This window comes from Streptomyces sp. NPDC101237, assembly GCF_044767465.1.
GTDB lineage: Bacteria > Actinomycetota > Actinomycetes > Streptomycetales > Streptomycetaceae > Streptomyces > Streptomyces gramineus.
In genome coordinates this window covers 20,579-40,989 of sequence record NZ_JBIWNY010000028.1, presented here as the reverse complement: position 1 = coordinate 40,989, position 20,411 = coordinate 20,579, and the positions used below count along the sequence as shown (strand labels likewise).

General features: G+C 68.0%; 19 protein-coding genes and 5 pseudogenes. 11 read left to right on the top strand and 13 right to left on the bottom strand.

What is annotated here, in order from left to right; translation table 11 throughout:
• Window positions 1-475 precede the first annotated feature (475 nt).
• The 3 genes and pseudogenes from ACIRQ9_RS32855 to ACIRQ9_RS32845 form a co-directional block, all read right to left on the bottom strand.
• Window positions 476-1,048, bottom strand: a complete 573-nt coding sequence (locus ACIRQ9_RS32855; protein WP_404181752.1) for an O-methyltransferase — start codon at window positions 1,046-1,048, stop codon at window positions 476-478.
• A gap of 100 nt (window positions 1,049-1,148) precedes the next feature.
• Window positions 1,149-1,485: pseudogene (locus ACIRQ9_RS32850) on the bottom strand ((2Fe-2S) ferredoxin domain-containing protein); the annotation flags it as partial.
• A gap of 73 nt (window positions 1,486-1,558) precedes the next feature.
• Window positions 1,559-2,310, bottom strand: a pseudogene (locus ACIRQ9_RS32845) (heavy metal translocating P-type ATPase); the annotation flags it as partial.
• A gap of 71 nt (window positions 2,311-2,381) precedes the next feature.
• On the opposite strand from ACIRQ9_RS32845, the gene ACIRQ9_RS32840 reads away from it, so the two are divergent.
• Both ACIRQ9_RS32840 and ACIRQ9_RS32835 read left to right on the top strand, forming a co-directional pair.
• Entirely contained in the window at window positions 2,382-2,768 is a 387-nt protein-coding gene (locus ACIRQ9_RS32840; protein ID WP_404181749.1) for a barstar family protein, read from the top strand.
• A gap of 62 nt (window positions 2,769-2,830) precedes the next feature.
• Window positions 2,831-3,235, top strand: coding sequence for a hypothetical protein (locus ACIRQ9_RS32835; RefSeq protein WP_404181746.1), 405 nt, complete (start codon window positions 2,831-2,833; stop codon window positions 3,233-3,235).
• A gap of 62 nt (window positions 3,236-3,297) precedes the next feature.
• On the opposite strand, the gene ACIRQ9_RS32830 is transcribed toward ACIRQ9_RS32835, so the two are convergent.
• Entirely contained in the window at window positions 3,298-5,787 is a 2,490-nt protein-coding gene (locus ACIRQ9_RS32830) for a tyrosine-type recombinase/integrase (protein WP_404181743.1), read from the bottom strand.
• Window positions 5,784-7,028 (bottom strand): tyrosine-type recombinase/integrase, encoded by a 1,245-nt coding sequence (locus ACIRQ9_RS32825; RefSeq protein WP_404181740.1) that lies wholly within the window; start codon window positions 7,026-7,028, stop codon window positions 5,784-5,786. Before ACIRQ9_RS32825 ends, ACIRQ9_RS32830 begins: the two co-directional genes overlap by 4 nt.
• 302 nt (window positions 7,029-7,330) lie before the next feature.
• Here ACIRQ9_RS32825 and ACIRQ9_RS32820 point away from each other — a divergent pair, with 302 nt between their 5' ends.
• The 6 genes from ACIRQ9_RS32820 to ACIRQ9_RS32795 all read left to right on the top strand — a co-directional run bounded on the left by ACIRQ9_RS32820 (window position 7,331) and on the right by ACIRQ9_RS32795 (window position 12,052).
• Window positions 7,331-7,726, top strand: a complete 396-nt coding sequence (locus ACIRQ9_RS32820; protein WP_404181737.1) for an ArsR/SmtB family transcription factor — start codon at window positions 7,331-7,333, stop codon at window positions 7,724-7,726.
• Window positions 7,727-8,169: 443 nt separating this feature from the next.
• Window positions 8,170-8,721, top strand: coding sequence for an EF-hand domain-containing protein (locus tag ACIRQ9_RS32815; RefSeq protein ID WP_404181734.1), 552 nt, complete (start codon window positions 8,170-8,172; stop codon window positions 8,719-8,721).
• 203 nt (window positions 8,722-8,924) lie between these two features.
• Window positions 8,925-9,524 carry a cation transporter gene (locus ACIRQ9_RS32810; RefSeq protein ID WP_404181731.1) on the top strand — a complete coding sequence of 200 codons (600 nt, stop codon included), beginning with the start codon at window positions 8,925-8,927 and terminating at the stop codon, window positions 9,522-9,524.
• Between the two features lie 832 nt (window positions 9,525-10,356).
• A complete protein-coding gene (locus ACIRQ9_RS32805; protein ID WP_404181728.1) occupies window positions 10,357-10,482 on the top strand; it encodes a hypothetical protein in 126 nt (41 codons plus the stop codon).
• 521 nt (window positions 10,483-11,003) lie between these two features.
• The gene (locus ACIRQ9_RS32800; RefSeq protein WP_404181992.1) at window positions 11,004-11,549 is read left to right on the top strand and encodes a SigE family RNA polymerase sigma factor; all 546 of its coding nucleotides are present in this window, start codon (window positions 11,004-11,006) and stop codon (window positions 11,547-11,549) included.
• Window positions 11,546-12,052 (top strand): hypothetical protein, encoded by a 507-nt coding sequence (locus ACIRQ9_RS32795; protein ID WP_404181725.1) that lies wholly within the window; start codon window positions 11,546-11,548, stop codon window positions 12,050-12,052. The genes ACIRQ9_RS32800 and ACIRQ9_RS32795 overlap by 4 nt, the downstream gene beginning before the upstream one ends.
• 240 nt (window positions 12,053-12,292) lie before the next feature.
• Here ACIRQ9_RS32795 and ACIRQ9_RS32790 read toward each other — a convergent pair whose 3' ends face one another.
• Window positions 12,293-13,984, bottom strand: a complete 1,692-nt coding sequence (locus ACIRQ9_RS32790) for an ISAzo13 family transposase (RefSeq protein ID WP_404181722.1) — start codon at window positions 13,982-13,984, stop codon at window positions 12,293-12,295.
• A 132-nt stretch (window positions 13,985-14,116) separates the two neighbouring features.
• On the opposite strand from ACIRQ9_RS32790, the gene ACIRQ9_RS32785 reads away from it, so the two are divergent.
• A complete protein-coding gene (locus ACIRQ9_RS32785; protein ID WP_404181719.1) occupies window positions 14,117-14,566 on the top strand; it encodes a DUF5959 family protein in 450 nt (149 codons plus the stop codon).
• Here ACIRQ9_RS32785 and ACIRQ9_RS32780 read toward each other — a convergent pair.
• From ACIRQ9_RS32780 to ACIRQ9_RS32760, 5 genes and pseudogenes are all read right to left on the bottom strand, one after another.
• Window positions 14,555-14,764, bottom strand: a pseudogene (locus tag ACIRQ9_RS32780) (transposase); the annotation flags it as partial. The gene ACIRQ9_RS32785 and the pseudogene ACIRQ9_RS32780 overlap by 12 nt on opposite strands.
• Window positions 14,765-15,094: 330 nt before the next feature.
• Window positions 15,095-15,241, bottom strand: a pseudogene (locus tag ACIRQ9_RS32775) (hypothetical protein); the annotation flags it as partial.
• Window positions 15,242-15,256: 15 nt separating this feature from the next.
• Entirely contained in the window at window positions 15,257-15,394 is a 138-nt protein-coding gene (locus ACIRQ9_RS32770) for a hypothetical protein (RefSeq protein WP_404181716.1), read from the bottom strand.
• On the bottom strand, window positions 15,394-16,263 hold the full coding sequence (locus tag ACIRQ9_RS32765; RefSeq protein WP_404181713.1) for an NAD(P)-dependent oxidoreductase: 870 nt from the start codon (window positions 16,261-16,263) through the stop codon (window positions 15,394-15,396). The genes ACIRQ9_RS32770 and ACIRQ9_RS32765 overlap by 1 nt, the downstream gene beginning before the upstream one ends.
• A 37-nt stretch (window positions 16,264-16,300) precedes the next feature.
• The gene (locus tag ACIRQ9_RS32760) at window positions 16,301-17,224 is read right to left on the bottom strand and encodes an SDR family NAD(P)-dependent oxidoreductase (RefSeq protein WP_404181710.1); all 924 of its coding nucleotides are present in this window, start codon (window positions 17,222-17,224) and stop codon (window positions 16,301-16,303) included.
• A gap of 137 nt (window positions 17,225-17,361) precedes the next feature.
• Between ACIRQ9_RS32760 and ACIRQ9_RS32755 the strand changes: the two genes are divergently transcribed.
• Complete coding sequence (locus tag ACIRQ9_RS32755; RefSeq protein ID WP_404181707.1) at window positions 17,362-18,261, top strand: helix-turn-helix transcriptional regulator; 900 nt, start codon at window positions 17,362-17,364, stop codon at window positions 18,259-18,261.
• A gap of 426 nt (window positions 18,262-18,687) precedes the next feature.
• On the opposite strand, the gene ACIRQ9_RS32750 is transcribed toward ACIRQ9_RS32755, so the two are convergent.
• Both ACIRQ9_RS32750 and ACIRQ9_RS32745 read right to left on the bottom strand, forming a co-directional pair.
• Window positions 18,688-19,029: a hypothetical protein gene (locus ACIRQ9_RS32750; protein WP_404181704.1), complete on the bottom strand. Its 342-nt coding sequence runs from the start codon at window positions 19,027-19,029 to the stop codon at window positions 18,688-18,690.
• A 33-nt stretch (window positions 19,030-19,062) separates the two neighbouring features.
• Window positions 19,063-19,212: pseudogene (locus ACIRQ9_RS32745) on the bottom strand (IS5/IS1182 family transposase); the annotation flags it as partial.
• A gap of 619 nt (window positions 19,213-19,831) precedes the next feature.
• On the opposite strand from ACIRQ9_RS32745, the gene ACIRQ9_RS32740 reads away from it, so the two are divergent.
• Window positions 19,832-20,368 carry a hypothetical protein gene (locus ACIRQ9_RS32740; protein WP_404181701.1) on the top strand — a complete coding sequence of 179 codons (537 nt, stop codon included), beginning with the start codon at window positions 19,832-19,834 and terminating at the stop codon, window positions 20,366-20,368.
• The last annotated feature ends 43 nt before the right edge of the window (window positions 20,369-20,411 follow it).

Below are 20,411 nucleotides of genomic sequence, written 5' to 3'. Positions count from 1 at the left end.
CAGGGCGACAGCGAGCAATGAGCTGTGCACCATCAGCGGTGAGCAACTGCGGCATGAGCCGACGCAGCGCAGCCGCATGCTGATGGACACGCTTAAGCGTGGCTCGACGGGTCGGGGCCGAGCCGGGCACGTCTTGAGCGGGACCGCATCCACTGAAGACGTACAACTCGTCCAGCCACACTCCCCTGGTCCTCACTCCGTCCGATGCAACCGGGGCGACCAGCGTCGCCACCATGGGCTCGTGCCCGTCGAGGAACCAGACCTCCACGTCGAGATCGCTGCTGTGGAAGAGCAGTCCAACGTCAGTCTGCTCCGGGCCCGAGAAGCCTGCGTCCTCGACCAGGAACGCGAACTCAACGCGCGCTTCCGCCCGGAGTGCCTCGGGCAGTCCCTCTTGATGCCCCACACTCCGATACTCCGAGGCCATCAGTACCGACGGAAGACCCTAACCCGGCCAACCTTCCCGGTCACAGCACTAGAGGCGGCGTGCCGCAACAACCGCTGAGCTGGCGAGCGTTGTGAGTACTTCGGTGGCCTCCAGGGCCGGATGAGTGAGGTAGAACAGGCGGAGCTCATCCACTTCGCCGCCGAAACGAGGCGGCCAATGGGACGATGGGGTGAAGTCGTCCAGGATGAGAAGGCCACCGGGAGCCAGCAGCTCGACGACCTGCTCGGGGTCGTCACGCTTGCCTCCGCCGTCGCAGAAGAAGACATCGAGGGGAGCGTGCTGCTCAAGCAGCCGCCAGTCCCCGGTGAGGACGCTGACGCGGTCGTCGTCCGTGAAGAGACCAGCCGCTCGACGCGCCAGCCCCTCGTCCCGTTCCACGGTGACCAGGCGGGCACCGGCGCCAAGCCCGCTGTGCAGCCAGGCGGTACCCACGCCCGAGCCGGTGCCGCTCTCCGCAATGACTCCGTGGGGCTTCGCAGCAGCGGCCAGCCTGAGCAACCTGCCCACCTCGGGGATGCAGCTCTTCTTGAAACCCGCCTCGGCGGCAACACGCTCCGCGGCCACCACGCGGGACGGAACCGCACGCTCTGCCATGATCACGAATCCCCCTCCTCCTGGACATGACGCTATCCGCCGACAGAGACGTCCGTACGGAGTTCCGCCTGCCCACACCCGGCAAACCTTCCCGATCAGAGCACTGGAGATCCAGGACGTCGGGCGGATCGGTGATGCCGACGCCGCCGTCTCGGATCCAGGTGGTGATGTCGGCGGTGGCGTCGGGGGCGTTCACGAGGTCCGCCGTTCCTGCGGCCGTCCGCCGAAGGCTGGACGACGATGACGTTGGCGCGCTCGCCGGCGTCGAGACAGTCCGTGACGCGTACGGTCGCGATGCCGTCCCGTGCCCCGCGCAGGTCGCGGAGCTGGGCGGTGTGGTCGAGTCCGGGGACCTTGGGGGTGCCGCGGCAGCCGCGGCAGACGGTGACGGTGGGCCGTGCCGCGTCCCTGGCAGGCGCGGCACGACGGGTGCGTCTGCTCATGCGGTGTTGGTCAGGCGGGGCCAGGAGGCCTCGCGCAGGAGGCGCAGGCCGTTGAGGCCGACGATGACGGTGGAGCCTTCGTGTACGGCGACACCCAGGGGCAGGGGGAGGGTACCGACCAGGCACAGGGAGAGGTGACGATCATGAACGCCATCGCGCGCAGCAGGGCCGGCCGGAACTCGTCGACGAAGGGGAGGGGCACGGTGAAGATGGCGACGATCGCGAAGACCATGCCGATCGAGCAGCGCTGTTCGATCTTCTCGATGAACAACTGGGTGGGGGCCTTGGTCTCTGAGGCCTCCTCGATCAACTTCACGATCCGGGCGATCACCGAGTGCGCCGGTTCCCGCTCGACACGCACCCGCGGGGCGCCGGTGTCGTTGACGGTGCCGGCGAACACCACGTCCCCGGCCCGCTTGACCACCGGCAAGGGCTCACCGGTGATGGTGGCCTGGTCGACGTCGGACGCTCCGTCGGCCACCCGGCCTTCGGCACCGATCCGCTCGCCGGGCCGCACCAGGATGGTGTCCCCGATGCGGAGGGAGCCGGCGGGCACTCTCTCCTCGTCGCCGCCGGGCACAAGCCTGGTCGCGGTGGCCGGAGCGAGGTCGAGAAGGCCGCGCACGGAGTCGGCGGTCCGGACGGTCGCGACCGCTTCCAGGGCCCCGGAGGTGGCAAAGATGACGACCAGCAGCGCCCCGTAGAGAACCTGGCCGATCGCAGCCGTCCCGAGCGCGGCCACCACCATCGGCAGATCCACGTCCAAGGCCTTCCCCCTGAGGGCCCTCAGCCCCTCCCTCCCCGCCCCCAGCCACCTGCGCTGTATTTTCCGGACTAAGCGGAGGCGGCCAGAATCGAGGGGACGCAGCTGCGGAGCGGCACATATCCTCCGAGCCGTGACACCGACATACGTGCTGGACGGCAGGCAGATCAGAACGCTGGAGGACTTCTGGCGAGTCATTGGCGAAGCGATCAACGGTCCGGGGGGCTACTTCGGTCGAAACCTCGACGCCTTCGCTGACTGCCTCAGCGGTGGCTTCGGAGCGCCCGACGACGATGACTACGTGGTTGAGTGGCGCGACCACCAGGTGTCTCGCGAGCATCTCGGCTATCCGGAGACAGCTCGCCAGTTGGAGATCCGGTTGTCACGCTGTCACCCCACGAACCGGCCCTCGGTCAGCGCCGATCTTGCCGCAGCGAGACAAGAGCAGGGGACCACCGTCTTCGATTGGCTGATCGAGATTTTCAACGATCGTGCTCCTGGCGTTCTGCGACTTCAGTGACTGGTATAGGGGTGCCTTGTGCAACACACGGAGCAGGAGCCGGGTCGTGTGAGAATCACGCGGTGGAGTGCGACGTGTGCGGGCGTTCGATGCTGCGGTGGCTGTTGGAGCCGAACCGGTGGGCGGAGGAGATCTGGTCCTGCTGCTGGTGCTTTGCGGCGACCCATGTGGGCGGAGAGTGGTTCGAGCTGTCGCGCCCGCCGTATGCGCCTCCGGACAGCCGCTGGGAGACTGCGATAGCGGAGGAGTTGGCTCCCGACTCTGTTCACGCCTTCGGCTCATTCGAGAAGACGCTGTGCGGAATCAAGCTCCCAGGCATGTCCCCGTCCGACTACATCTGGCTGCCGGAACGTCCAAGCGCCTGTAGTGACTGCAGGAAAGCCGCGCTCGTCATCGACGAGCGTTGGCCGCGCGAACTGCGGGACGAGCACGCACGGATCAGCGTTGTGAAGCAACTGCCCAACTAGGCAGCTTGTCTCTGCGTGGTGGCCCCGTCCCCAGTCGGGGCCACCACGTTGACTTTGCGGTGTCACATCTGGTGCTTGGGCAGTTCCGCTTCCGGCATGGGAAGCGGAGCGTGGTCGGTGAAGACCGGCATCCCAAGTTCGACCAGTTGGGGCCGCCCGTCGGCCGGCGCCCGGCTGAGGCTGTTGAGCTTGGCGGTGGCGGCATCGAGGCTGACCTGGAGCCCTTCCACTTCACCGAGCCAGCCGTTACCACGGGCTTCACGGATGCGTTCCCGGAGGTTGTGGATGATCTCGATGAGCCGTGACCGCTGGCGGGGATCAATCTGGAGGACCGGGCAGCGGATGCAGGCGTGTTCGTGCTTGCAGGGGGTTCCGTAGGGGCGGCCGCAGGTGCCGAGGGAGACCTTGCGTAGCTCGAAGTGCTGCTGGAAGTCGCGCCACTCCTGCTCGGTGGGCTCGCGGTACTCCTCCTGTGGCCGGTCGGCCCGGCGCCGGTCCAAAAAGCTGCGATAGGTCCGCACCAGGTCGTCCTGGAAGACGGCAAGGTATGCCTGGGTAGTGGTCAGCGTCTTGTGGCCGAGGATCCGGGCGGCGATGTGGACGGGCAGGCCTCCGGTGACAGCTTCGGTGGCGAACATTCGGCGGAAGTCGTGCGGGGTGTAGCGCAAAGGCTCGCCGGCGGCGTCGCGTAGGCCGGTGGCCGCGAGGGTGCGGTCGAGGAGGCGTTTGACACCGGTCTCGTTCATGACCTGCGCCTGCCAGTAGGGCCTGCGCTGGAAGAGGTGGGGGAGCTGCGGGCCGGTGACGCGTTCGTGGTGGTCGTAGCGGGCAACCAGCGGGATCTTGCCGTTGTTCGCGTCACGTAGGCGCTTGACGATGGTGGCCAGGACGCTGGCCAGCTCGGGGCTGACGAGTAGGAGACGTTCCTCGTTGCTCTTGGACGGCACGATCTGGAGCAGTGGAACGATCTCGCTGGTGTCCGGGAGCTTGTAGGAGACCAGGGCGAGATGGGTCAGCTCGGTCAGTTCCTCAGCGCGGACACCGGTGTGGCGGAGAGTCTCGATGGCTGCCCAGGCCCAGAATGCGTCGTCCTCGGCGACGCTCTGGTTGATCCGACGGCCGGTACTGCCGACCTCCTTGATGTAGACGTGCTGGGAGCCGTGGTCCAGGCGGCTGGGGATCTGGTTGACCTTGGGCAGGATGCGCAGGTAGCGGGTGCCCTCGTGCTCGAAGACCTCTTCGAAGGGGGTGGCTCGGGCGGCTTCCAGCAGCGCGGCCGTTTCGCGTCGGACGCGCTCGGCGGTCTCCACCAGAACCGGCAGGTGGGGCAGGCGTTCACGGACGCGCTGGTGCATCCGGGAGTGGACCTGGGCGATGATCTTTTGGTTGCCCGCGCCGTCGCCGCGGGTGATCGGGCTGGGGACCGCCCACTGAGCCCAGAACGGGTCGTCGTGGGCCCATTCCTGGATATCCAGGTAGAAGCCGCGGACACCCATCATCACGTCGATGCGGGAGCGGCGCTCACGCACCTGGCCGCTCTTGTCGGTGTAGGTCGTCAGCCGTTCCTTCCAGCCGTCGACCACGTCCTGGGGGAGGCGCAAGGTGTCAATGCCGGGGTGGTGGGCCTCGATATCCGCCCAGAAGACGCCCGCCAACTCGCTTACCAGCCCGCGGAAGGTTCCGTAGTCGACGCCCGGTCGGCGTTCTTCGAGATAGCGGACCAGCATGTTGCGGATGACGGTGGACTGGAGGTTGTAGGCGTCGACCAGTTCCGTGGTAGGCCGCTGGCCGTGCCGCAGCGCGTCCTTCAGGGTGTCCTTGGAGTCGATGACGCCGATGCCGCGCAACAGGTCCCAGGCGGGATGGGTGCCCACATAGGCTTCGCCCCGGTCGCGGCGGGCGACAGCCCTCAGGTGGAAGATGTCTTCGCCGGTGAGTTCTTCCAGGTCACGTCCGGTGTGCAGGATGATCGCGGAGATCACCCGAAGGCCCTCGTCGATGTGCCGAGGTGTCATGCCGAGTTCGGCCCCGTACTCGCGCATGCGGTCGAGTCGGCCGGCAGGGAACATCCGCTGGACGTCCTTGAGCAGCGTCAGAGCCTTGAAGCGGCGGAGGAACCCGTGGCGGGGCAACACGATCTTGCTGATCATCAGGCTGTTCAGGCCCAGGAGGATTTCGCTGCGACGGGACTCTTCGCAGCGTGGGTCGCCCTCGGTCAGGGCGCCGACCCACTCCTTGCCGCGGTCGGCGTCGGCGGCCCGCCAGCGCGCCTGCCAGCCCTCCCCGGGGTGGGTCAACAGCCAGTCGAGGATCTTGCCCGCCCCGGCAAGACGCCGGGCCCCGGGAGCAACTCCGCGGCTGTACGTTCTCTGCGGCCACGCCGGCAGGGTGGGCAGAAGGGCGAGGACCTCGTCCCGGCTGAGCCGGTCGTGCGGGCCGATGCGGTCCTCGTCAGCCTTCAGGTCGTGCTCGACGAACAGCGGTCGTGGTGGCGTCGGGCCGGTTCCGGCCCGACGGACGGAGTTGGCGCGACGGGGTGCCTGGCGGGTCATGCCGCACCCCCGCCGAACAGCACGTCCAGGTCGCTCGCGTCGTAGCCCACTGCGACGGGTGGGGCGGGGCGCATCGCCCGTTCCTTGAGCTCGGCCAGGTGCTCTTGAACGCGTCGGATGACCTGGGACTCCTCTTCCACCAGGTAGACGTCGGCCGTCGTGCTCAGGTGTGCGTGACCGAGGATGGTCTGCACGTCTCGCAGGGACAGGCTCTCGTCGCGGGCCATGCGCAGGGCGGCGGTGTGGCGTAGGTCGTGCATCGACCAGTTCGTGCCCAGCAGAGCGTTGACCCTGCGGAACACGGCGCGCAGGGCCTCGTAGTTCATAGGCTGGTAGGCCAGCCCCTCACCGTGGTCCCGGCGGCGCAGGGTCCACCACAGTGGGACCTGGGGATCGGCCGGCGGTCCTTCGGCGAGGTAGAGGCGGGTCCAGACGAATGCCTCCGGGCTGGCCGGCAGCCACTGCTCGGCCAAGGTGCCCTTGCGTACGACCCGCATGAGCTGGTCGCCCCAGTCGAGGTCGACTCCGCGGACACCCAACAGCTCGGACGCGCGGGCGCCGTTGCTGACCGCCAGAGCGAGGATCGCCCGGTCCCGGTTCGAGCGCAGGGCCCCGAACAACTCGTTCCACCGCTCGTCCGGCATCTGCCGGGGCTTGCGCCGGGGAACCTTAGGGTTGTAGCGCAGCCGTCCCTCGCCCCGTCGAAAAGGCTCCAACGGGTTGTGATGGGCATGCGGTCGGCGCCGGTCGGACCTCGCCAGCGGCACCGGGTTGACCAGCGGTCCGCCGCCCGACTCGATCCAGAAGTCGTAGAAGCTGCGCAGCACCGCGTTGCTGTGCCGGATCGTTCGCGGCTTGTAGCGGTCGTCCAGGTACGTCTTCTTCGTGATCGGATTCGTGGTCCCCGCGGTCGACGCGGAATTTGTACGCGCCGACCTGCGCGGCTTCGTCGCGGCCCGGAGCCACCGGACGAAGTCCCGCACCTCCGCCGAGGTCGCATGGTTCCACTCGACATCGACCAACCGCAGCCACCGCCACCAGCGCAGCAGGTCGTAGGCGTAGCTGCGCACGCTGCCGGTCCGGTTGTCCCGGGCGATGAAGTCGATCAGGAACCTGCGGACCGGCTGCACGACCTTCCCCTCCTCATCGAAGACCAGCCAGGGCACGACACCTGGGTCCGTAGCCACCCGCCCCCACTGCGGAAGCTGGATGGCGCGGACGTCACGGGATTGCTCGTTCAACTCCGTTGCGCTCCTTCGCCGTCGGGATACGCAACCTCTACCGACTAGACCAAGCGGGGGATGCGCACTCGCCCGGCGTGTCCTCGCGTAGTCCGGTCAACGACTCGGTGCCGGCGAACAGCGCACCCCACGACCACGCCGGCCCGCCCAGCAGATAAGGGGGCAGGGCGAGGAGGAACAGGACCAGCGCGGCCAGAGCCCACCGGGCCTCAGACAGCGCCACCACCCGTGTACGGCGGCGCGGGGGCGCCGTACACCGGCCGAGGGCGGGCGGAGCCGGCCGCCTTTCGAGGACGGAAGACATGACAAAACAACCCTTCACGGGCGGAGGCGCCGACAACGCCACCACGCGCGAAGGCCTCGACGCCGTGGCGACCGCCGACGTCGCCGCCACCCTCCAGGCCCTGGCCACACCCTCACGGCTTCACAACCTGGCGCGACTGCGGGAAGGCTCCTGCTCGGTCGGCGACCTGGCCGAAGCCGTCGGGATGGAGGCCTCCGCCTGCTCCCACCAGCTACGTCAGCTGCGCAATCTCGGACTCGTCACCGGCGAACGTCACGGACGCTCGATCGTCTACGCCCTGTACGACAACCACGTCGCCGAACTCCTCGACCAAGCTCTCCACCACGTCGAACACCTGCGGCTCGGCGTCCGCGACATGTCCGCCCGCGCGACCGAACCGGCTGCCGGACAGTAACGGCGCACCCCGCCTCTGCTGCTGCCGAAACGCATGCCGGGGATGCCCACAGCGGCCTGCTGAAGATGTTCGACACCATGAACACCGCCCGCGGCACCCCGTTCGAGGAGACACCAGAACGCCACTCCGCCACTCCTGCCCGGAGCACGGCTACGAGCAGGAGTGGCGGGCGGTTCGGCGAGAGCGTCCGGCGGGACCTGGGGCTGGTGGGGACGGAGCGGGAGCCGGCGTGGCCGTCGGGAGATCCTCACCCCTTCCCGCGGGAGGGTCGGCAGCGTCGAGTGATCGGCTCGGGCGCCCTCGGGGCGTGTCTCGCCTGGGGGTGCACCTGCACGAGTGCGGTCACCGAAACAGGTGGCATATGCCCTCAGCGGTGTCTATTAATGATCGTATGACCCATTCTGGGAGTGACGTGAAGTCACACCCACGAAAGGAACCACTCCGTGAGCACGACCACGCCCGACCTCATCACCTTCAAGCTCGAGCGCATCTTCGACAGCATGGACGCCAACAGCGACGGCTACCTGGACTGGACCGACTACCAGAAGCTCGCTGACCGCTACATCCAGGCCTACAAGCTCGACAAGAACGACCGCCGCGCCCGCGCTCTGCAGACCTTCTGCCAGATCTACTGGCTGGAGCTGCTGCGCCACGCGGGCGTGGACAGCGACCGGCTCACCAAGGAGCAGTTCGTCATCGCCAACCGCCTCGCCGTCATCGACACCAGCCGGCTCAACGTGACCGAGGGCGGCGGCCACGCGATCTTCGACATCATCGATGTCGACGGCGACAACGAGATCAGCAAGGACGAGTTCGCCCGCGTCCTGAAGGACGTGTGGAAGACCAACGCGCCCGACGCGATGGACCTGTTCCACAAGATGGACACCGACGGGGACGGCGCGATCTCACGCCACGAGTTCATCCGCCTGGTACGCGAGTTCTACCTCTCCAACGACCCCGACGCCCCCGGCAGCCTCTTCTTCGGACACATCTGACCCGCCCCGCCCCGACACCACAGCGCCGCTGCCTGCTCCCGTGAACTCGGGGAGTAGGCAGCGGCGTCGGATTCAGCCCCGTGCTCCGCGCCCGAACATGCCCCGTAGCCCTTGCGCAGGGTCGTCGGTCACATCGCTCCGCGAATCTCTGTGCCTCACGCAGCCCGGGATCTGGGTCGGGCGTCGTCTGGCAGGATCTCCAAGTGACCACTCCTGACGACGCTGCCCGCCAGACGCTCATCCGCCGCGGCTTCGCCCTGGAGTACGCCACCCTCGGCTGGAACGTGATCGGCATCGTGGTACTCGCCGTAGCCGCGATCTCGGCGAGGTCGGTGGCGCTGGCCGGGTTCGGTCTGGACTCCCTGATCGAGATCGGCGCCTCTGCCGTGGTGATCTGGGAGTTGTCGGGTACCGGTGAGAATCGTCAACGCCGCGCGCTGCGACTGGTCGGTGTCGCCTTCGCGCTCCTGGCGATATACCTGCTCGTGCAGTCCACCTGGGTGCTTGCCTCCGGATTCCGGCCCCATCACTCCCTGCTGGGAATCGGCTGGACCGCGGTGACGGCCGCGGTGATGTTCGCGCTCGCCGCGGGCAAGGCACGTACCGGCATTGCGCTGGACAACCCGGTGCTGAAGACCGAGGGCCGGGTCACCACGATCGACGGCCTGCTGGCCGTCGCCGTCCTGCTCGGCCTCCTGCTGAATTCTCTGGCCGGTCTCTCCTGGGCCGATCCCGCTGCCGGGTACGTGCTGGTCTACTACGCGGTGCGCGAGGCCAGGGAGATTTTCTTCGGCGAGCACTGACGGTCCGGACCGGGCGGCCCGAGTCCGGGGCAGGCTGGTCACGACCACCTCGAGAACGATCACCTCCGCCTGCCGGGTAGGGGGCGATGCGCCAGGACCAAGTTCGAGAGATGTGCTGTCAGCCGAGGCCCCGGAGAGCAGGGGGCCCGGGGCTGCCGGGCGGATGCCGGCGGCAGGCGGACGCCTATGTGATCGAGGCTGACCGCGACGGCGGTCAGAACGTGCCGGTGACTGGGGCCGGCAGCATCGCCGACCTCCTGGTGACCGAGGGACGACAACGCAACTCTGGACGAGTACAGGGCCTGCGCCCGCAAAGAACCGGACGACTGCCCTGTCCTGCCCAGCCCTGCGCCGAAGCCCCGTGACTGCACGCCCACCAGGCCATGGCGCCCTGCCCACGCCGGCCAGTTCGCCAGCGGACGCATGCCAGACGGCCCCCCCCTGGCAGCCCAGGCCGGTCGTGCCCGCACCGATGTCACCGGCGGCCGGACAGCTCGGGGAACCGAGCGCGCCCTGCGCCAGCGAACCGCGGCTGTACACCGGACCCGGCATCCCACGCTCCCGCACGGGCCCAGCGACTTCCGCTGGGCCCGTGCGAGCCTCAGGAGCAGGTGTGTCTCACCGCCGCCCTGACCGTCACTCGCACACTGTGCCCGGCCTCGCTGCGTACCGTGGGCACGAGGCAGTCCCGCCTGCGAGGGCGCCGCACAGACACGGCTGCCGGTCCGGTCCAGCGGCTCCGGCTCACCCCTGCGGCTCCTCGTCCGGCGCACCCCCGGGTGCCGTGCCGCCCCGGGGCCACTCCACGGGCAAAGCCGGGGAATCCGGTGAGGTGGCGTTCACCGCGCTGCGCGGAGCGCCGCGGTTCGTCCTCGAGTACGTGAACGAGGAGTACGCCCGCCACATCAGCCACGCCGACCTCCTGCGCGAAGCCATCGATGGCGTCACCGGCGAGTAACCGACCCGCGCGCCCCACACGGCACGCCCCGGCCCCCGCATGCGGCCCAGCGCTCCCGCACGCCCCGGCCCCCGCCGCCGAGCAAGTCGGCCCGCCCCAGCGTTCCGGGGCGGCCCGCCTCGCGAATGCCCGGCCATCCGCCACGCGTCGCAGACAGCGTGGTTGTGGGAGGGACAGGCTCCCCGGGCTTCACCTATAACCCATGAGGACGATCGTTCGGCTGAAGGCTCATGGAGCCTTCCGCCGCGTAGACGACCGTCCTTCACCACCACGTGCACGTACGGTGGCCCCGGCTACGGCCGGGGCCACGCGTGTACGCCCGCACTAGAACGGGACATCCCCACCGGCCTCAAAAGGGATGTTCCGGCTCTGTGATCTGCAGAAACGCCATGTTGGCCAGGCGTTGTGACCCACGTCTCATGAGGTGCGTGCAGCATCCGAGTCCGCTTTCCCGTCGGAGAGGGGTGACAGGAAGGGATGGGGATGTGGATCTGGCAACCGAGCGGGATGTCCGTGACGGAATCAGTGAGCCCGAAGCGGGGGAGTCGGAGCCGGAGTACGGCTTTCACGACTTCGTCGTCGCCCGGTCGGCCGTGTTGTTCCGTGGGGCCCTCATTTTGACGGGAAACCGCGAGACCGCGGAGGACTTGGTCCAGGAGACCCTGGAGCGGGCCTGCCGCAAGTGGCGCACCATCGCCGCCAAGGACTCTCCGGAGGCCTACGTACGGCGGATCATGGTGAACCTGGTCAACGACCGGTGGCGGAGGTTCCGTCGCACGGTTCCACACCAGGACGATGGCGACCGTACCGCGCCTGGGGACCAGTACGGGCAGGTGGACACGAGGGATCAGCTGGTCAGGGCCCTCCAGGGGCTGCCGATGCGCATGCGGACGGTCGTGGTGCTGCGGTATTTCCATGACCTGTCCGATGAGGAGATCGCGGCCGACCTGAAGATCTCACCGAGCACCGTGCGGTCCCAGCTCGCCCGCGGCATCGACAAGCTCAGAGGCCAGTTCCCCGCACTCTCCGGCTCTTCGCCACAGCAGCCCACGGAAGGGATCCGATGAGATCGCACGACTCGCAGCCTTCCGGCTGCACACTCTTCGAACAGGAACTGGTGAACGCCATGAACGACTTCGTGAACACTTCCGGGACGCCGCACTTCGACACGGCCGTCATCGAGCGGGGGGCGCGCCGCAAGCGGGCCACCGCCATCGCGGGCATCGCCACCGCCCTGGCCGTGGCCTGCGGCGCGGGCACGGCTCTGGCTGCTGGTGCCGTCGGCACCGGTGCGCACACCTCGGCGCGGACCGTCGGTGGCACGGCCACCGACGCCACCACCCTGCTTGTCCGCACCAGCGACGGCAGGATCGCCAAGGAGCAGCTGGCCGGTGTGAGCGCGTCCAGGGCCAGGGTGACACTCGTCCACTTCAACCTCACGCCCACCTTCACCCGGGTCCGTATGCCCGATTGCGAGAAGCAGCAGGACGCGGTCGTCGCGCTCTCTCCGCATGCCCCGACGGTCGTCCACGCGGGTGACACGGTGCTCGTGACCACCTGCTACCGCTGACCCTGGCGGAACCTGCCTGACCGCACCGCGGCCGGACAGAAATCGAGAAGTTGGTGGCCCCGTCGGAACCGGGGCCACCAACCCCCTGTATTCCAGCATGCGTCCACCCCCGGACGGCGTACGCCCGTGCAGATCACCCGCACGAGATCGTGGAGGTCCCTACACGGGCAGCCGTTACGTATCGCGCCAGAGTGCCTATCGAGTCGTGATCTAGGGTCCGTCCTAAGGGCGTGCAGATCTTTAACTCGTCTTGTTGACCTTGGTCTGGGTGGAGTCGAGAGCGAGGAACGTCGCGACGTCGGCTGGTGTCCGAAGGCGGGCGGTAGAAGTGTTGATGTCGTGGCCGTGTGCTTCCAGGAGCGGGCGGACCTCCTGTTTCGCGCGGCTGATGGTCATGGCGGTGACGCCGAAGAGTTGGCCGAGGAGGTCCATGGTCGCGAGTTTGCGCAGGTGGAGCACGGTAACCAGGACCCGGTCGGCTGGGGTGAGCTTGGCTTTGGCACCTGTGCCAGCGGCCACCAGGCGCTCGTGACCGCGACGTGTGCGAAGCACTTGCTCGCGTTGAACCTCGAGCGCTGGAGTCAACGCGTCGATGAGCTTGCTGAGCCGTTGACGGGTCATCCCGGTCAGTTCTGGGTCCTGCAGCGAACGCTTAGTCAGGCGACGATGCCTGCTTGCCGAGGCCTGGTCCGACGTGTTGTCGGTCGTCGCCGCGTCCATAGGTTGCTGGGGGTGGAGGGTGTAGTTCCAGTCGACGTGGAAGCGGTGCCGGGTGATCGGCAGGGCGTCGATCTCGTCATCGCTGACCTGGATGCCGGTGGGATACGGGTTGGTGTCGAGTTCGGCGTGCACTGTCAGGCCGGTCTTGGTGGTGGTCGCCGCGATGCTCTCGACGATGACTTCGTGGCTGGTCAGGGGCCTTCCGCGCCAGTTCATGGTGATGTGGGAGAACAGCCGGTGCTCGATCCGGTTCCACTTCGAAGTGCCAGGAGGCAGGTGGCAGACAGTGACCGTCAGTCCGGCCTCGACGGCGAACCGGGAGAGTTCGGTCTTCCAGGTGCGGGTGCGGTACCCGTTGGAGCCGCCCGCATCGGCGGTGATCAGCAGCCGGCCGGCCGTCGGGTAGGTGGTCCGGCCGGAGCCGTTCCACCAGCGGCGGATCGACTCGACGGCGAACGCGGCGGTGTCGTGGTCGGTGCCCACGTCGACCCAGCGGGTGTTCGCGGCGACGTCGTAGATGCCGTAGGGCACCACCCTGCCCAGCACGCGGTCGGGGAAGTCGTGGGTGTCGACCCGCACCGGTTCGCCTCCCGGCTCCCATTCACGGCCGTTGTTCTTGAACGGGCCGACCAGTTCCTTCTTCTTCGTGTCCACACTGATCACCGGAGCCCCGCAGTCCTGGTGGTCGCGGGCCTGTTCGTTGAGGTAATGGAACTGTGCGTCCCGGTCGGCATGCTGCTTGCCTTCCAGCGTCTTGACGTTGCTCTGCAGGCTGAAGCCCTCCTCGCGCAGGAGATCGCCCACCGTGTCCGCGCAGATCCTGTGGCCTTGCCGGGTCAGTTGCTCGGCGAGCTTGCGGGTGGATTTGGTGGTCCAGCGCAGCGGCGACATGGGATCTCCGCGGACGTCGGGCTCGACCAGCGCGAGGAGCGCCTCCCGAACGGCTGGGTTCCGGTTGACGACGTGTTTTCGGCCAGCGCCGGGCCGACGGATGCGTCCCAAAGGGGCCTCTCCGGAGCCGAGTTCCCGCACTCCGACAGACACAGTGGCCTCACGGACACCGGCGGCACGGGCGACTGCTCTGATCCCACCGTGGCCGAGGGATTGGGCCTCCGCTCCTATCAGCAGGCGACGCTGCCGCTCGTCAAGATGCGGCAGAATCACCTCGAACTTGGCTGTCAGCACCGCTCGTTGCGCATTCAACCCGCTCATGCCAGACCAACGAGCCACCGAACAGAAAGCCACGAGTTAAAGATCTGCACGCCCTTAGAACTCCTAACGAAATGAGTGGGGCGCAAGTCCGTGTCGCTGGTCAGCTGACCGGACGTGCGTCAAGATCGCTTCATGCCGATGGGACGCGACTTGGAGACAGCAGCGCAGCTGAATCTGGCTCTGTTCTGTGACGACGAGGGCAACAGCGTTCGCATCACGGTGCTCGGCGCTCTACAGGGTGTGGCTGGAGGGCTCGCCGCGGAGGTCGTCGTTGACACGCCATTCGTCGCCGGACGCGTGAATCTTTCGCTGTGGCGGTCACGGCTGACTTCGTGGGGCGATGCCCTGGATCGTCTTGAGGCCGGCGAGGACATCGCCTGGTTGCGCGTCCAGCGTGGACCGTCCATCTTCATCCATCTCAGCAGCGAGCGTGACTGTCCTGAGGTGGTGGTTGAAGACGATCTGGCCTCCATGGTGACCGTTCGGGTGCCGATTGACCTACCGGCCGACTGGATCGCGACCCACCGGCGCCTACTCGGGGCCGTACTCCGTGCTTGGGATGACCACTTGTCACCGGAGTGAGCAGAGCTTCCGCCAGCAGATGAGGGAGCATCCAAGGCTGAGGAAAGCCTCGTGAATGTCGTCGCGGATCTCCCAACGGATCCGCAGGCGGCGGAACCAGTGCAGGTGAGCGAAGGTGCGCTCGACAACCCAGCGTTGAGTTCCAAGTCCGGAACCATGTTCGGTGCCACGCCGCGCGATCCGTGGCTTCACGCCGAGCCCGCGGACGAGGTGGCGGTACTTGAACAGGCCGACGGGGCCGGCTCCCTGAACCCTCACCGTGTCCGTGGCAGCGACTCTGCCCAGCCGCTCGAAGCCGCGCATGACGGTGCGCAGCGAACAGGCTGCGGCCGAAGCCAGCGCGTCCGGTACGTCCTCGGGGACGCGGACACGGCCTGCCGTGGGATAGACGTACCCGTACTTGGAGAAGCCTCCGTGCAGGCACGGATACGAGTTCGCGCTCTCCGTCATGTAGCGGCGCCTGTTCTCACACAGGCTGGGTTCCCGGTCGATGACGCAGGCATGGCAGCGGCCGCACATGCCGTGAGTTCAGATGACCCTGTCTCCTTCGGCGAGGGGCTGGCCGACGGAGTCGGTGCGCGGGCCGCACCCGAAGGAGACGATCTGCCCGACCATCTCGCGTCCGAGGATCAGGGGCAGGGCTGTTCCTGTGGCACCGGCGGTGCCCTGCGCGACATGGACGTTCGTGCCTCACAGGGTGGCCGCCGTCATCCGCACCAACAGTGCGGAGGGTTCGATCGCGGAGGGTGTCTCGGCGTCGATGATTTCCAGCGGTCGGCCGGGTTGGACGAGGGCGGCCGCGCGGCTGGTTGCGGGTATGCCTGACATCAACGGACCACAGAACCGGTGTTGTCGCGGGAGGCAGCGACGAGCTGTGCGGCTTCGACCAGTCCGAGGGCACCGGCGATGCCGCGCTGGAGGAGCTCCTCGGGGTTCCCGCCGCGGGCGCGCACCGCGTCCGCGAAGTGGTGCATGTCCTTCTGCATGAGGATGTGGACGTGCTCGGCCAGTTCCGGCGAGATGTCATGGCCCAGGGCACGCAGTGCCGCGCTGTCGCCGCTGCTCGTGCTGACGACGTCGATGAGTGCGGGGATGTCGAGGCCCACCTGGCGGGCCAGACCGAGGACGTCTTCCACGTTCTTCATGTTGGTGATCGTCAGTGCGTTGTTGAACAGCTTGGTGAACTGGCCGGCTCCGACGGCTCCCATCAGCTTCACGGTGTCGCTGAACGTTGCAAAGACGGCGCGGGCGGACTCGAATGCGTCCGGGGCGCCGCTGGCGAAGGTGGTGAGCGTGCGGGCACGGGCACCGGGGCTGCCGCCGCTGACCGGGGCGTCGAGGTACACGCCTCCCGCTTCGGCGATGTGCGAGGCGATCCGGTCCGCTTCGACGGGGTCACCGGTGCCGTGGTTGACGATGATCGTGCCCGGCGCAATCCTCGCCAGGAGTCCCTGGTCGTCCAGGACGTCCCAGATATCGGCGTCGTCGCGCAGGCACAGTGCGAGAAGTTCCACCGATCCCGCGAGATCGGCCACGCTCTCGTGGACCTGGTGGGAAACCTTCTCCACCGCGGCGAGCGAGGCGGGGCGGCGGGCCCACACGTGGAGTTCAAAGCCGCATTCGCCGATCGCTTCCGCCATCGGTCCGCCCTGGTCGCCGAGACCGATGAAGCCGACCTTACTGATTTTCTTGTGCATGGGGCTTTCCTTCGTCGCGGGGTGGGTCAGAGGTCCTTCAGCGCAGAATGTCGGAGGCGACGTTCCACAGGCGCTCGGCGTTGACCGGGTCGACGGCGTACGCGGCCACCGCGGTCACGCCGAGCTCGGTGGGCCGGGCGTCGACCTGGGGCGCTTCGTTGACATCCTCGAAGTAGCGGCCGCCGATGCCGTCGACCAGCGGGGAAGCGGCAAGGAAGACCGAGGTCGCCGCGCCCTGCTCGATCGTCTTGCGGTACCGCTCGGGGGTCCGCAGGCCGCCGGTGTGCTTCTGCAGGCCCGTGGCGATGGCGCCGGGATTCAGCGTGTTGGCTCTGATCCCGTCACCGGCCCAGCGGCGGTCGGCCTCGACGGCGAGCAGTGCCTCGGCGGTCTTGGACTGCCCGTACGCGGTCAGGGCGTCATAGGGGCGGAAGCGGAAGTCGAGGTCGTCGAAGACGACCGGCGAGAAGAGGTGGCCACCCGAGGAGACGGACACCACACGCGCGCCCTGCGCCTCGACGAGGGCGGAGTGCAGGCCGAGGGCGAGCGCGAAGTGTCCCAGGTAGTTCGTTGCGAACTGCTGCTCGTGACCGCGGATGCCGCGCTCGAGCTCGGGCGGCATCATGATGCCGGCGTTGTTGACCAGGATGTGCAGCGCGCCACTCCACGAGGCGGTGAAGGCGTTCACCGAGTCGAGGTCCGCCACGTCGAGACGGCCAACCCGGACCGCGTCGTTCCCGGTCTGTGCCCGTAGGGCGGCCGCCACCTGCTCGCCCGCCTCCGGGCGTCGCACCGCCAGCGTCACCTCCGCACCAGCGGCCAGCAGTGCCCGCGCGGTCTCCACCCCGATACCGGAGGTGGCCCCGGTGACGATCGCGCGTTTGCCGGACAGGTCCACGCCCTTGGTCACGTCACTTGCGGTCGAGTTGCGGTCGAAGGGGCTCTGGAAAAGCTGAGACATGAAATTCTCCGATGTCAGACTCGAATGTCGCTCGTGCCCCCACCGTGCGGCGGCCGCCGCACGCTGACCAGGCTCCCCCGAGACTGGGACTGACAGGGCCACCCACACACCAGGAGGCAGGAAGCTAAATTGGACCTGTGCCGAATGTCGACGATGCCAATCCCCTGGGGCGGTACTTGCGCACCCGCAGGTCCCTCGTGCCGCCCGACGTGGTGGGACTGTCCGACATGGGAAACCGCCGTGTCCCGGGCCTACGTCGCGAGGAAGTCGCCTTCCTGGCCGGGATCAGCTCCGATTACTACGTCCGGCTGGAACAGGGCCGGGACCGCCACCCCTCCGAACAGGTGCTGCGCAGCATCGCTCGCGCACTCCAGCTTGATGAGGAAGCCACCGGGTACCTGATCAAAATTGCGAAACCCAAGGGTCCCGGGCGTAAGCGGCCCCGTAAACCCGAGAGAGTCAGTGACGGGATTCACACGCTGATCAACAGTTGGCCACTGACCGCTGCGTACGTGCACGGCAAGTACATGGATGTGCTGGCGGCCAATAGTCTCGCCATTGCCTTGTCTCCCTATAACGCACCCGGCCAGAACGGCATCCTCGCTGCATTCCTTGAACCGGAGATGCGCGAGCTTTATGCGGACTGGGACGAGATGACAGCACGTGTCGTGCCCTACCTTCGCTCCATCGTCGGTGCGGACATGGAGGAGTCCCGGCTTGTGGAACTCGTCGGGGCACTTTCCTTGCGCAGCGAACGATTCCGAAAGCTCTGGGCACGCCAGGACGTGACGCACAAGACCACCGGAACCAGCAAGCTCAACCACCCGCAAGTAGGTTCCCTCGAATTGCACTACGAAAAGCTCCTCATTCCCGGGACCGACCTGCAGGCGCTGATTACGTACCACGCAAACCCCGGAAGTGAATCCGAGGAACGCCTGCGACTGCTCGCCGCCATGGACACCCCTTTCGATCCCTCGCGTGGCGCCGACGGCAACCGAGTCGGCCCCGACTCCAACACTCCGCCTCAAGTCACATAGCGTCACGGAGATGTCATGCCACTCGCGGCGACAACGACCTCCCGGGCCGATCTCCCGCCCCTGCAAGCGGTACTAATCGATCAGCGATGACCCAATGAGCCCCTTCCAACCTGGCGGTGAGATCGAGGGGGCGCGGTGACGGGATAACGAGGCCCCAGGTAGATGGGTTGTCGGCTGACAGCAACCTCCTCCGCCTAGATCCCCGAGTCATTGCCCACCCATCCGGGGCTGCATCTGTCCCCTCCGCGCAGCGGCTGCTGCGGCGGGGGTTGGCCGCTCGGCGACGACAGATCGGCACCCGTCGGCGGCTGACCTGCAGCCGCCAGGCGCTGACGACCCTGGCCCACCTTCGCTGCGGTCACACCTTCGCCGAACTCGCAGCCGGATTCCGCGTGGGCCTGCCCCCGGCCGTACCGCCGCGCGAAGTCAAAAACCAAGCTGCGGAGGAACGTCTGATCGCGCGAGGCGGACTCGCGCGGCTGGTATGCGGCCGGGCAGGTAGACGAATCCGTTGCCGTTGTCGAGAAGCAACCCCTCATCGATGCCGTCCACGGACCAGATATCAACCGGCCCACCGGTGTTGTTGATCTGAAGGAAGAACCCTGCTTCCTCCTCGCCTCGACAGACGAAGATCCCCTCCACCTCAGGGCGGCGGCTGCCGGCGATTCCCCGTGCGGCGCCCATCCGGCTCCAGTCCAGGCCATGCCGTGCGATCGACTGCCGATTGAGCACGGACGAAACGTGGAGGAGGTTCGACGTATCAAGCACGCCAGGAGTATAAGAGGCAGCGAGGCTTCCTCCTCAGGTTGAAGCGGTCAGCTCGAGGGTGAGAATGGCCTTGCCGAGGTCGGTAGTGCGGGTGCTGCTGCAGCGGAGCTTCCGCAGCAGGCGCCAGGACTTGAGGGTGGCCATGGCCTGTTCGCCAAGTGCGCGGATCTTCGCGTGGGCGCGGCCCGGATCACGAACCTCTGCCTCTCCGGTAATGGCCGCGCGGACGGCGGCGGAGGCGAGCCCGGTGAGCAGGCGCCGTCTGCCTCCGGGGGCGGCGACGGTGGCCGCGCCGATCCCGTCGCCGGCAGGAAGGACCGCATCCCATGAACGTGACGTGCATCAGGTGCGTCGACAGGACGTGCCCTGCTCCTGCGGGCGGCGCTCACTCGGGCGCCGCCCAGAGACGCCCCCCGACGCGGAGGGCTGGGCGAGTGTGGTGGGGGGCCATCCGGTGCGTGCCAGGTCGGCCGGCAGTCGGGGATGCCTCTTGACCAGATAGCGATCTGCGATCCGGTGGCCCCGCCCAGGACACGTCCGGCCTCGCAGGTGTGCCGGCACATCGGCCGTACCGTCCCGAAGCGGCCCACTCCGGCTGACCCGGGCGTCCCCGATGAAGGAGTGGGGAGCCAGTGCCGAAGGCCACGGGGTGATCCCCAGCTGTGACGCAGCTCCTGTCGCCCCCGGGGGAGGCCGCCGTATCGTTGTCCGCACCTCCCCGCCCGGGCGCGCAATGCCCGCGACCGGATCACAAACACCGGAACACCCAGGACAGGCGGGCATACGCACAGGACGGTCCACCATGCCCACCGCGCTCTCGCCCGTGATCGCCGCCTCCGCACGCTGGCTGCTGGCGGCCTTCCCCCCGGCCACCGGCCCGCTGAACCAGGCCTTGGCCGAAGCCCAGGCAGGCCATGCGGCCACCATCGCCGCCGCCCTGTGCTACCCCACCGCGCTGGATGCCGAACTGCTGGACCTGCTCGGCCCCGGCGGCTCCGGCCGGCTGGACTTCGTCACCGGCGCCGACGCACCCCCGCTGACGGACGCCACCCACGCCTGGCGCACCCAGGTCGACGAGACCGTCGTCAGCTGGGCGGCCTGCCTGCTGGCCGACGCCGACCTCGCCGCCCTGGCCGCCGCCTGCCTGGCCGCCACCCACCACGGCCCCGACAGCGTGGGCGACGCGCGCCGGCTGACCATCCCCAGCCCGCGCGACCACCGCGCGGCCCCCCTGCTGCGCCACCCGGACTTCCTCGGTCCGATCGCGGACCTCCACCGCGAGACCCTCCTCGGCCTCCTCGGCGCCGCCCCGGCCGTCACCGCCCCCGAACCCGGGTGACCAACGAGTCCGTACGGCCACAGGCAGCCGGCCGCCGTCGGGC

Excerpts from the sequence above, each read along its gene's own strand:
- ACIRQ9_RS32760 (WP_404181710.1), bottom strand. The coding sequence starts at position 17,224 with ATGTCTCAGCTTTTCCAGAGCCCCTTCGACCGCAACTCGACCGCAAGT.
- ACIRQ9_RS32785 (WP_404181719.1), top strand. The coding sequence starts at position 14,117 with ATGCCGATGGGACGCGACTTGGAGACAGCAGCGCAGCTGAATCTGGCT.
- ACIRQ9_RS32740 (WP_404181701.1), top strand. The coding sequence starts at position 19,832 with ATGCCCACCGCGCTCTCGCCCGTGATCGCCGCCTCCGCACGCTGGCTG.
- ACIRQ9_RS32820 (WP_404181737.1), top strand. The coding sequence starts at position 7,331 with ATGACAAAACAACCCTTCACGGGCGGAGGCGCCGACAACGCCACCACG.
- ACIRQ9_RS32790 (WP_404181722.1), bottom strand. The coding sequence starts at position 13,984 with ATGAGCGGGTTGAATGCGCAACGAGCGGTGCTGACAGCCAAGTTCGAG.
- ACIRQ9_RS32795 (WP_404181725.1), top strand. The coding sequence starts at position 11,546 with ATGAGATCGCACGACTCGCAGCCTTCCGGCTGCACACTCTTCGAACAG.
- ACIRQ9_RS32830 (WP_404181743.1), bottom strand. The coding sequence starts at position 5,787 with ATGACCCGCCAGGCACCCCGTCGCGCCAACTCCGTCCGTCGGGCCGGA.
- ACIRQ9_RS32765 (WP_404181713.1), bottom strand. The coding sequence starts at position 16,263 with ATGCACAAGAAAATCAGTAAGGTCGGCTTCATCGGTCTCGGCGACCAG.
- ACIRQ9_RS32770 (WP_404181716.1), bottom strand. The coding sequence starts at position 15,394 with ATGTCAGGCATACCCGCAACCAGCCGCGCGGCCGCCCTCGTCCAACCC.